Origin of the sequence: Streptomyces spiralis (assembly GCF_014654675.1) — a bacterium.
GTDB lineage: Bacteria > Actinomycetota > Actinomycetes > Streptomycetales > Streptomycetaceae > Streptomyces > Streptomyces spiralis.
On record NZ_BNBC01000060.1, the window covers coordinates 43,028 to 53,714 of the forward strand.

Annotated in this window: 10 protein-coding genes and 1 pseudogene; 5 read left to right on the forward strand and 6 right to left on the reverse strand. The window is 68.6% G+C overall.

Going from position 1 to position 10,687, the window contains the following annotated elements; translation table 11 throughout:
• Positions 1 to 58: 58 nt before the first annotated feature.
• Positions 59 to 361: a hypothetical protein gene (locus IE318_RS38815; RefSeq protein WP_189907614.1), complete on the forward strand. Its 303-nt coding sequence runs from the start codon at positions 59 to 61 to the stop codon at positions 359 to 361.
• On the opposite strand, the gene IE318_RS38820 is transcribed toward IE318_RS38815, so the two are convergent.
• Genes IE318_RS38820 through IE318_RS38840 form a run of 5 tightly spaced genes read right to left on the reverse strand, consistent with a single transcriptional unit; the run spans position 352 to position 6,014 of the window.
• Entirely contained in the window at positions 352 to 2,733 is a 2,382-nt protein-coding gene (locus IE318_RS38820; protein ID WP_189907615.1) for a beta-xylosidase/alpha-l-arabinosidase, read from the reverse strand. The two genes, IE318_RS38815 and IE318_RS38820, sit on opposite strands and share 10 nt — an antisense overlap.
• Positions 2,730 to 2,864 (reverse strand): hypothetical protein, encoded by a 135-nt coding sequence (locus IE318_RS38825; RefSeq protein ID WP_373311406.1) that lies wholly within the window; start codon positions 2,862 to 2,864, stop codon positions 2,730 to 2,732. Before IE318_RS38825 ends, IE318_RS38820 begins: the two co-directional genes overlap by 4 nt.
• A gap of 21 nt (positions 2,865 to 2,885) precedes the next feature.
• Positions 2,886 to 3,782 carry a carbohydrate ABC transporter permease gene (locus IE318_RS38830; protein WP_189907616.1) on the reverse strand — a complete coding sequence of 299 codons (897 nt, stop codon included), beginning with the start codon at positions 3,780 to 3,782 and terminating at the stop codon, positions 2,886 to 2,888.
• 1 nt (position 3,783) lies between these two features.
• Positions 3,784 to 4,686, reverse strand: coding sequence for a carbohydrate ABC transporter permease (locus IE318_RS38835; RefSeq protein WP_189907617.1), 903 nt, complete (start codon positions 4,684 to 4,686; stop codon positions 3,784 to 3,786).
• Complete coding sequence (locus IE318_RS38840) at positions 4,683 to 6,014, reverse strand: extracellular solute-binding protein (RefSeq protein WP_189907618.1); 1,332 nt, start codon at positions 6,012 to 6,014, stop codon at positions 4,683 to 4,685. The genes IE318_RS38835 and IE318_RS38840 overlap by 4 nt, the downstream gene beginning before the upstream one ends.
• 535 nt (positions 6,015 to 6,549) lie before the next feature.
• Here IE318_RS38840 and IE318_RS38845 point away from each other — a divergent pair.
• Together IE318_RS38845 and IE318_RS38850 are read left to right on the forward strand one after the other, a co-directional pair.
• The gene (locus IE318_RS38845; protein WP_189907619.1) at positions 6,550 to 7,578 is read left to right on the forward strand and encodes a LacI family DNA-binding transcriptional regulator; all 1,029 of its coding nucleotides are present in this window, start codon (positions 6,550 to 6,552) and stop codon (positions 7,576 to 7,578) included.
• Between the two features lie 119 nt (positions 7,579 to 7,697).
• Positions 7,698 to 8,485, forward strand: a protein-coding gene (locus IE318_RS38850) for an IS5 family transposase (protein WP_444546221.1) whose coding sequence is annotated in 2 segments (ribosomal slippage) — positions 7,698 to 8,010 and positions 8,010 to 8,485 — 789 coding nt in all. Because the reading frame shifts where the segments join, the coding sequence is not laid out codon by codon here.
• On the opposite strand, the gene IE318_RS38855 is transcribed toward IE318_RS38850, so the two are convergent.
• Positions 8,476 to 9,312 (reverse strand): phosphotransferase family protein, encoded by an 837-nt coding sequence (locus IE318_RS38855; protein ID WP_373311407.1) that lies wholly within the window; start codon positions 9,310 to 9,312, stop codon positions 8,476 to 8,478. The two genes, IE318_RS38850 and IE318_RS38855, sit on opposite strands and share 10 nt — an antisense overlap.
• Before the next feature lie 214 nt (positions 9,313 to 9,526).
• Here IE318_RS38855 and IE318_RS38860 point away from each other — a divergent pair.
• Positions 9,527 to 9,763: pseudogene (locus IE318_RS38860) on the forward strand (hypothetical protein); the annotation flags it as partial.
• Between the two features lie 394 nt (positions 9,764 to 10,157).
• A partial coding sequence (locus IE318_RS38865) for an alcohol dehydrogenase catalytic domain-containing protein (protein ID WP_189907621.1) occupies positions 10,158 to 10,687 on the forward strand: 530 nt, incomplete at its 3' end.

Genomic DNA, 10,687 nt, shown 5'->3' on the forward strand with positions numbered 1-10,687 from the left:
GACAGGCCCGGCTGGAAGCGGCGCAGGATACGGGCGATGCGCTCACGACCTCGCCGGCATGCCGACCAAGCGGCAGATCGCCGCGCTCGCCCTCATCGCCCGCCCGGACCGGCTCCTTTACGGCAGCGACCACGTCCGGACCAGCCACCAGCTCGCCCTGAAACTGCTGTCGGACCTGGAAGCGACCATGCCGGCCATCGACCAGGACTGGCGTACTCCGACCACTCGCAACGCCGAACAGCTCTTCACCACGCACCCCGGAGCGCAGGCGCTCAGATCACCACTTGTCCGGCCGCTCGGCCTGGTGTGCGCAGCGCTGCCGCTGCTGCGACGTGCGCTGCGCACACCGGCTCATGCTTGAGCAATCGGCTCCTGCGTGAACGTGGCATGGAGGCGCCGCGTGTGGTCCACCTGACGCTCGGCTCCGGTCAGCGTGACGCCGGCCGTCAGACGCGGATCAGCGCTGGAGGCGGCCAACCGCACCTCCAGTTCGCCCGGTTCGACGATGCGCCGACCGTCGCGCCCCGTGAAGGAGGCGAGGTCGGACGGGACCGTGACCCGGACGCGGCGGGCCTCGCCCGGCTCCAGCTCGAGCCGGGTGTAGCCGACCAGGCGCTGCACCGGCTGAACGACGGAGGCAACCGGGTCGTGCAGATAGAGCTGGACGACCTCGGATCCGGACCGCCCGCCGGTGTTGCGCACGGTGAAGGCGAGGGTGAACTCGCCGTCCGTCGGGGCTTCCCGGGCGTCCATGGTCAGGTCGCTCCAGTCGAACTGCGTGTAGGACAGACCGTGGCCGAAGGCGAACGCCGGGGTCGGATCGATGTTGGACACCTCGCTGGCGTGCGCGAGCCGCGCGCCGAGGTACGTGGTCGGCTGGGAGCCCGGCCCACGCGGCACGCTGACCGGGAGACGTCCGGAGGGGTTGATACGACCGCTGAGGACGCCGGCGATCGCATGCGTGCCCTCCTCCCCGGGGAAGAAGGACTGAACGACAGCAGCGGACTCGGTCACGGCGCGGCCGAGGGCGTACGGCCGTCCCGCGAGCAGCACGGTGATCACGGGTGTCTCCAGGTCGAGCAGGGCGTCGACCAAGTGCTGCTGCGCACCGGGCAGGTCCAGCGACTCGGCGTCGCAGCCCTCGCCGCTGGTGCCCCGCCCGAACAGCCCGGCGCGGTCGCCGAGCACCACCACGGCGACGTCGGCCTCGCGGGCCGCCTGGACGGCCTCGCGAATGCCGGAGAGGTCTCCGTCGTCGATGCCGGTGCCGCGGGCGAGCGTGATCTCGGCGTCGGGGAATTCCGCGGCGAGAGTGTCGCGCAGCGTGGGCAGTTCGATGCCGAGCGGGGTCCCGGGGTGGCGGACGCCGATGTGCTGGGGGAAGGAGTAGCAGCCCAGTACGGCGGTGGGCTCGTCGGCGTTGGGACCGATCAGGGCGATGCGGCGCGGCCGGGTCAGTGGCAGGGTGCCGTCGTTGGTGAGCAGGACAACCGCCTTCTCGGCGATCTCGCGGGCCAGTCGACGGTTCTCGGGCCGGTCCAGGTCGACCGTGCCGCGCAGGGCCTCCGGGTCGTCGGCGTCCGCGCCGTCGAGCGCCGCCGGCACCGGGCTCCAGTCGGGGTCGAGCAGGCCCAGCTTCGCCTTCTGGGTGAGGACGTGGCGCAGGGCGCGGTCGATGAGCTCTTCCGGTATGCGGCCGTCGGTGACGGCTTGGACGAGGGGTTCGCCGTACGTCTTGACGTTGGGCAGTTCGACGTCGATGCCCGCCGCGAGCGCGGTGCCGGCGGCGTCGGCCCAGTCGGCCGCGATGCCGTGCAGCGTCTTGAGGAAGGCGATGGCGAAGTAGTCGGCGACGACGGTGCCGTCGAAGCCCCACGTGCCGCGCAGCAGCCCGGTCAGCAGGTCCTCGTCGGCCGCGGAGGGCATGCCGTCGGTGTCGGTGTAGGCGTTCATCACCGACCGGGCGCCGCCCTCGCGGATCGCCATCTCGAAGGGAGGCAGCAGAACGTCGGCTCGCTCACGCGGGCCCACTGAGGAGGGGGCGAGGTTGCGGCCGGCGCGGGAGGCGGAGTAGCCGACGAAGTGCTTGAGGGTGGCGACGATCCCGGCGGACTCAAGGCCCTGCACGTACGCCGTCGCGACGGTGCCGACGAGGTACGGGTCCTCGCCGATGGTCTCCTCCACCCGGCCCCAGCGGGCGTCGCGTACGACGTCGAGGACGGGCGCGAGACCCTGGTGGACGCCGACGTGTCGCATGTCGCGGCCGATGGCGGCGGCCATGCGCCGCACCGTGTCCGGGTCGAAGGTGGCGCCCCAGGACAGCGGAACGGGGTAGGCCGTCGCTCCCCAGGCGGCGAAGCCGGCCAGACACTCGTCATGCGCGAGAGCGGGAATGCCGAAACGGTTCGCCGAGGTGATACGAGCCTGGGTGCGGGCCAGGGAGAGCGCACCCACGGCGGGGTCGACGGGGACCGTGCCGAAGGGCCGGGTCAGCTGACCGAGTCCGGTGGGCAGGAGCGCCTCGAGATCGACGGCCTCCTCCATGTCGTGCTGATGGGGGGCCACTTCACCGCCCTGATCGGAGGCGCCCACCCACACTCCGTACAGTTGGGCGGTCTTCTCCTGGAGGGTCATCGCGTCGATCAGCGCGTCGACCCTGGTGGTGACGGGAAGGGTGGGGTCGTTCCAGAGGGGGATTTCGGGGGTGGTCTCTACGGCCACGTTGACGTTCACTTTCCTCCCACACCCATCAGGCCCTGGACCAGGGCGCGACGGATGAACAGGTAGACGAGCAGGACGGGCGGCACCGACAGCACCACGGGTCCCGGAAGGCCCGGGATGCCCTCCGCGGTGCGGGCCACCACTGGCCACAGCGTCGGCGTCGATCACCGGCTGAATCCGGCGGTCAGACCGCTGAGCAGCTGGCGGCGGCCGAATGCGTACAGGACCAGAACGGGCAGTGTGGTGAGGACGACGGCGGCGAGAACGGCAGGGACATTGACGCCGTACTGGCCCTGGAAGGTCCACAGTGCGAGCGGCAGGGTCCGGCGGTCCGGGCTCTGGGTGAGGACCAGCGGCAGCAGGAACCCGTTCCAGATGGTCAGTCCGTTGTAGATGCTCACGGTCAGGATGGCCGGGCGGGTGAGCGGTGCCGCCAGTCGCCACAGCGTCGTCCACTCGGTGGCGCCGTCGACCCGCATCGAGTCGAACAGTTCCTTGGGTATGTCGCGGACGAAGTTGGCGAGCACCAGCACGGACAGCGGGATGGCGAAAGCGGTCGACGGGAGGATCAGCGCCAGCAGGCTGTCGTACAGCTTCAGTTTGATGATGATCAGATAGACCGGGATCACCGTCGCCTGCAGCGGGATGGCCAGCCCCATGAGGAACAGCCCGTTGATCACACGCAGGCCGCGCATGCGCCAGCCGCGTACGATCGCGTAAGCGGCCATGAAGGAGAACGCGACCGCCGGCACCACGGCGCCGAGGGTGACCACGACGCTGTTCACGAAGTAGCGGATGAAGTCGGACTCGATGACCAGCCGGTAGTTGTCCAGCGTGGGGTCGCTCGAAGGCACCAGCGGGTTGCTCGAGTAGTAGCGGCTCTGGGCCTTGAGACTGGTGATGAGAATCCAGTACAGGGGTACGGCGACGACGACGAGCCAGATCCATCCGGCCAGGCCGGCGATCCAGTTGCTCCGGCGGGCCGCCGGACGGGAGCGGCGTTGCCGCTCGCGGCGGGCGGCCTGCTCCGATTGTTGCGCCTTGGTGAGCGTGGTGGTCACGTCAGGCCCCCTCGAGTTGGCTCTCACCGGCGTCCCGGCCTCCGAGGCGACGCAGCAGCAGGGCGAGGGCGAGGCCCACCAGGACCAGGATGACCGCGATGGCGCTGGCCGGTCCCATCTGGCTGGCCCGCCATCCCCGTTTGTACATGTCCAGTGCGAGGACCCGGGTGGCGTCTCCGGGGCCGCCCTCGGTCAGGACCCAGATGAGGTCGAAGAAGGTCAGCGACCCGACCACCATCAGCGTGGACGAGGTGATGATGGTGTACTTCAGCTGAGGCAGCGTGATGCTGAAGAACTGCCGGATCCGCCCGGCACCGTCCAACTGTGCCGCCTCGTACATGGACTTCGGAATCTGCTGGACACCACCCTGGTAGATCAGTGAGTGGAACGGGATGAACTGCCAGGAGACGACGAAGACGACGACGCCGAACGCGAGCCCGGGCCGCCCCAGCCAGTCCTGGCTGAGCGCCTTGATCTTCAGCCCGGCACCGAGGCCGAAATTCGGGTCCAGCAGGGCCTTGTACGCGACCGCGATCGCCGCGGAGCTGAGCAGCAGCGGAACGAAGTAGACCACGCCCAGCACCGCACGGTAGCGCTGGCGGTCGGCCATGAACGTGCCGAGCAGAATACTCAGGGGAGTCTGAACGGCCCAGGACACGATCATCACAAGGAACGTCACCCAGAGGGCGTGCGGCAGCCCGGGGTTGGTGAGGACCGTACGCCAGCTGCTCAGTCCGGACGCGTGGATGGCGCCGATACCGTCCCACGTGGTGAAGCTCAGCACGAAGACGCCGACGAGCGGAATCACAGCGAAGCAGACGAAGACCACCAGCGCCGGCGCCGCCAGCCACGGCAGGATGCTGCGCGGTCCACGACGCGGCGGACGGCTGGTGAGCGCGCTCATTTGCCGATGACCGCGTTGAGGTTGCCGGCGAACTGCTGCGGCGAGATGGACAGCTGGAACAACTTGGAGATGTTGTCCAGCAGCGTCTCGGCGGCCGTCGGACTGAGCGCCTGGTCCCAGGACTGGACGAACGTCTTGGCCTTGCTGGCGATGTCGTAGGTGAGCTGGAGGAAATCGGAGCTCTTGGAGGCGGCCAGCAGCTTCTGCGTGCCCAGCCGGATCGGCACGGACCCGTTGTCGATCCATGCCTTCACCTCGGCGTCCTGCAGGACACCGGTGGCGAAGAACTCCTTGGCGACCTTCTTCTCCTCGGCGCCGGCCTTCGAGGAGATGGACAGGTACTGGGCGGGGTTGCCGACGGTGTTGCCCGGATCGCCCTTGCCGCCTTCGACGGGCGGGAAGTTCATGAAACCCAGCCCCCCGCCGGAGACGAAGTCCCCACCGTCGGACTGCTGGATGCCGTACGACCAGGCGCCGTGCAGCATCATCGCGGCCTTGCCGGTGTACAGCAGCGCCTGGTCGGCGTTGGAGTCCGCGGTGATCGAGGAGAAGCCCTTGATGAACCCGTTGGCCTTGACCAGCTCCTGCACCTTGGTCAGCGCGGTGATGGCGGCCGGGTTGGACCAGGCGTTCTTCTCGCCCTCGATGACGGCCTGGAACACCTCGGGACCGCCGATGCGGTCGAACAGGAACTCCAGCCACATCATGTTCGTCCACTGGGACTGGCCGCCCAGGGAGAACGGTGCGATGCCCTTCGCATTGAACTTGGGCACCAGCGCCATGATGTCGTCCCAGGACTCCGGCGGCTTCACGCCGACGTGGTCGAAGACCTTCTTGTTGTAGAAGAGGATGATCGGCTGCACGGTCTCGCACGGCATCGCGTAGATCTTGCCGTTGACGGTCGCCGCGCCGAACGAGGACGGGAACAGCCGCTGCTTGACCTCGGAGTGCTGGTCGAACCACGAGGTGAGGTCCTCGACCTGGCCCGCCTCGACGTAGGTGCGCAGCGTCCCGCCGCCCCAGCCCCAGATGATGGTGGGCGCCTGCCGAGCGCCGATGGCGGTCTTGATCTTCGTCTTGTAGGCGTCGTTCTGGAAGGTGGTGTCTTTGATCTGCGTCTTTGGGTGGGCCTTGTTGAACGCGTCCACCGCGCCGGCCCTGACGCCTTCCTGCGGCTGACCGTTGAGGTACCAGTACGTGGCTCCGGCGTTGCTCTTGCCGGGACCGGACGAGCCGCAGGCCGTCAGCGCCGCGGAGACCGGTATGCCGGCGGCCAGGCCGAGGAGGGTGCGCCGAGACAGGGTACGCCGAGAGAGAGGGATCTCCATGTTCGTTCTCCGCACTCGAGAGCCACCGGCTTCTCGTGAGTCATGGTGAAAGCATTTCGAAACAGCCGACTTGGATTTCCGTGCGTGCAAGTTAGGTTTCGGGCTGACGTCATGTCAAGGGATGTGCAAGCACGTTGCCGGGCAACCGTCAGCCGCATAATCTCGGGCGGGCGCAGCTCCCGCGAAGCCCCGACAGACATCAAAACGTTTTCGAAACCTCGAAGGTGAGAGCAGGGAAGAGTGGGCATACGATGGCTGCGACTGATTCACTGCCGGTGACGGACCAGGTCATGCCGCGCCGGCGGGGTGTGGGCCAGTGCCGGACCGGGTCGATGTCCTCCGGGCCGAGATGACGGTGACACGGCGGCGATCGCCGGTGTACCGGCCCGGTCCGGCCCGCGGGCATGCTGCAGGTGCAGCTCCCCCGCCCTCCGGGCTCCCTGCCGGGTTGCCGTACGGTTGACCGGTTCCACCCGCGTCGCCGGCCACGACCGGCGGCTCACCGCGCCGGTGGACGTACAGCTGAGAGGAACCGATGCCACCGAACGTCAGACGCACCACTTTGGCGGACATCGCCCAAAGGGCCGGGGTCTCCGTCGCGACCGTGTCCAAAGTGGTCAACGGTCGTGGTGACGTGGCGCCGCAGACCCGCGCCCGGGTGCAGGAACTGCTGCATCAGCACGACTACCTCGCGCCCGTGTTCCGCCACACCGAGGCCCTGGAAAGCCCGACCATCGAGGTGCAGTTCCAGGGCGACCTCAAGTCGTACGTGGCCAAGGCCCTGGAAGGCATCATCGACTCCGCCGCCGAGGCAGGAGCCTCGGTGGTGATCAGTAAGGCGTCCCGTGCCCCGCACTGGGCCCGGGATCTGGTCTCAGCCGGGCGCCGCGCCCTCATCGCGGTCACCAGCGTGTACACCGCCGCGCACCTGAAGGAACTGGCCAGGGTCGGGCTGCCGCTGGTCGTGCTGGACCCGCTGCACCTCCCGGACAGCCAGGTCAACAGCGTCGGGGCGACCAACTTCTCCGGTGGCCTGGCTGCGACCCGGCACCTGCTCTCCCTCGGCCACCGCCGCGTCGCCTATCTCGGCGGACCGGCCATGGCCGTGTGCAACCAGGCACGCATGCACGGCTATCGCGCCGCCATGGAAGCGGAAGGAGCACCGGTACCCGACGCCTACATCCGACCCGGAGAATTCACGTACGAGACCGGCTTGCTCGGCGCCGCCGCACTGCTGGAGCTGGAAGAGCCACCGACGGCGATCTTCACAGGCAACGACGAGATCGCCCTCGGTGTCATCGAGACCGCCCGCGCCCGAGGCCTGCGCGTCCCCGAAGACCTGAGCGTGGTCGGCTTCGACGACACGGACCTCGCTCAGATGGCCTCACCGCCACTGACCACCGTGCGCCAGCCGCTGAGGGAGATGGGCGGGGCCGCCCTGCGCACCGCCCTCCGACTGGCCAACGGCGACAAGGTCGAGTCCCACCACATCGAACTCGCCACCGAACTCGTGGTACGCGCCTCGACGGCACCGCCCGGGGAAGAGGCCTCGGCACGTAAGTAATCGCAGGGGGCGCCTTCGGGCAGGACTGGCGATCCGGTCAGGGACGTCTTCCGCGCGGGCCGCCGGGAGCTGGTCGATCTGCTGTCCGAGGGCGCCTCGGCGGGCGCTTCCGATGCGCCCTGTGGGAGCGCGTGGCTCCGCTGCTGCCGCCCGCGCCCGAACGGCGGCACCGTTACCCCGGTCGGCGGCGCGTTCCCGACCGAGCGGCCCTCGCCGGCGTCATGTACGTGCTGCGGACAGGAGTCGCTTGGCGTGACGTCCCCGCCGGGTCAGTGGGCTGCTCCGGGGTCACAGCCTGGCGTCGGCTCCGGGACTGGACCGAGGCTGGCGTTTGGCCGCGGCTACACGCCGCCCTCTTGAGCGACCTGCGCCGCGCCGAGCTGCTGGACCTGGTCGACTGTGCTGTGGACGGATCACACGTCCGGGCGCTCAAAGGGGGGCGCAAGTCGGCCCTTCGCCCGTCGATCGCGCCCGTCCCGGTTCCAAACACCACCTGATCGTCGACCGTCACGGAGTGCCTCTCGCAGCCACGCTCACCGGTGGGAACCGACACGATGTCACTCAACTCCTGCCGCTGTTGGATGCGGTCCCGCCAGTTCGGGGCTTGCGAGGCCGACCGCGGAGGAAGCCCCGGCGCCTGTACGCCGACCGGGGCTACGACTTCGACAAGTACCGAAGGCTTCTTTGGAAGCGGGGCATCAAGCCGATGATCGCCCGACGCGGCGTCGCCCACGGCTCCGGGCTCGGCAAGGTCCGCTGGGTGGTCGAGCGCGCGTTCGCCTGGCTCCACCAGTTCAAACGACTCCGCATCCGCTACGAACGACGGACCGACATTCACCAGGGCCTGCTCGAACTGGCCTGCAGTCTCATCTGTCTCAGGCGTCTGGTCTCAGCGACCTACGCGTAGCGATCGAACAGAGCGTGGAGGTACTCCTCGAGTCTGCTGCTCAGAAGGGCGGGGTCCAGATCCGCGCGGCCGAGTTCGCGCCAGGGGACGGCGACCTTCTCCGCGTCCGGGGCGAACGCCAGGGCATCGATGACCCGCCAGTACAGGTGCGCCGCACACTGCTCGGCGAGGCGCCCGCCCGCGGCGAGGTACCGGTCGGCGAAGGTCATCCCCAGGGAGACCCCGTGGAGCAGGGACAGAGCCGTCGAGCAGTGGGCCACATCGAGGTCGGCCGGTCCCCACGAGGTCTCCACCCAGTCGACCACACCGCTGATGCGGACGTCGTCCCCCTCGCCCTCGAAGAGGACGTTGCCCGGATGGAAGTCCCGGTGCAGGAAACAGGGTCGCAGAGCGGGCGGATCGTGCCGGATGACGTCGACGGCCCGCCGCCAGAGCTCGGGCCGCGCCGTGTACCGCGGGAGCGTCACCCGCTCCGGCGACGTCCAGGCCTGCCAGGTCCGCGGCCGCGCGTCAGGGGAGACCTCGACCTGATGGATGCGCACCAACTGCTCGGCCAACAGATCGGCCCGGTGCTCAGCGTCTCGGTCGTCCAAGCGGACGTCCCCAGGCAACAACGACATCAGCAGGGACGGGTGGTCGCAGTGCGTCGCGGTCGCGTCCACGTCCACGAGTGTGGCCGCAGGCACGTCCGTCGCCCCGAGCAGACGCAGGATCGCGGCTTCGCGGGACAACAGACCGTCCGCGTGCTGGACGTAGAAGGGCTTCACGAAAGACCGCAGCACCAGGTCCCGCCGGCCCCCCGGCCCCTCGACGCGGAGCCTGCGCATCTCCGAGGTCCAACCACCGCGCAGACGCTCGGCACCTTCTATCCGTTCCCCATCAGCGAGTCGCTTCTCCACCCACGCCCGCGTGGCGCCCCAGCCTTGCACCCCAAGATCGCCACCGAGTCGCTCTCCGCCCCCACCTTTGATCACGAAGGAAGGCTACCGGCACTACGACGACACATCCTCCGAGCCCGGTGATCCACACGCATGAGCACAGGGACTCATTCAGAAACGAGCAGTAAAAGAGCGTTTTGTCCTCCATGACACCTACCCGCTGCACGCCACGGAGTACTGGACGTTGTCCTGTCTCGTCACTTCGATCGCCACCGTGGGCGGGGCGCTGGGATCCGGCTTCGAGAGCGCGGAGGCGATCCGGGCAGCCGCCTTCTCCAAGCGCGAACAGGAACGTCGCGACACGCTCCACGACGACCACGGTGACCAGCCCTCGAAGTGAACCGATGCCGGTGTGAATGGTTCCCGGGTACGCATGCGGCGCATCGCCGCTCACCGCTGGCCGGCGTGCCCGTGGTACGGGCTGCACACGGCGGTCGTTCAGACCAGCCCACGCCCGTTGAACTAGGCAGTTTCGCTTGAATGGCCTGATCGATCGGTGCGTGGTTGTTTCGCGTCGGAGGCCGACGGGGACCCGCTCGGTACGCCGCCGGAGCGCCGAAGCTCCGCCTGGCGGGTCGGCGGCGGAACCACCGTTCCACCTGATCCGGGTGAGCGGCCCGCAGAGGCGTGCCGGAGCCACGGACCTCGTCGTAGCAACTTCCGAGAGTCGGGCTTTTTGCGCCGTCTCGTCATCGCCGTGCCGCGGTCATGCCGCGGCACCGAGGGAAGTCATCATGAAGGCAGCGGTATATGAAGGACCGCGAACGGTCACAGTGAAGGACGTACCGGACGCGAAGATCGAGCACCCCTGCGACATCATCGTCAAGATCACCGCCACCAACATCTGCGGTTCGGATCTGCACATGTACGAGGGCCGCACCTCGTTCGAGTCCGGCCGCACCCTGGGACACGAGAACATGGGGCAGGTCGTGGAGGTCGGCTCGGCCGTCCGCAAGGTCCAGGTCGGCGAGTATGTGGTCCTGCCCTTCAACATCGCCTGCGGCTTCTGCAAGCAGTGCGAGCAGGGTCTGACCAACTACTGCCTGACGATGCAGCCGGAACCGGCCCTTGCGGGAGCGGCCTACGGATTCGCCGAGATGGGCCCCTACCAGGGCGGCCAGGCGGAACTGCTGCGCGTGCCCTACGGCGACTTCAACGCCCTGCGTCTGGGCGAGGACGCCGCCGAGCGGCAGACCGACTACGTGATGCTCGCCGACATCTTCCCCACCGGCTATCACGCCACCGAGATGGCCCACGTCAAACC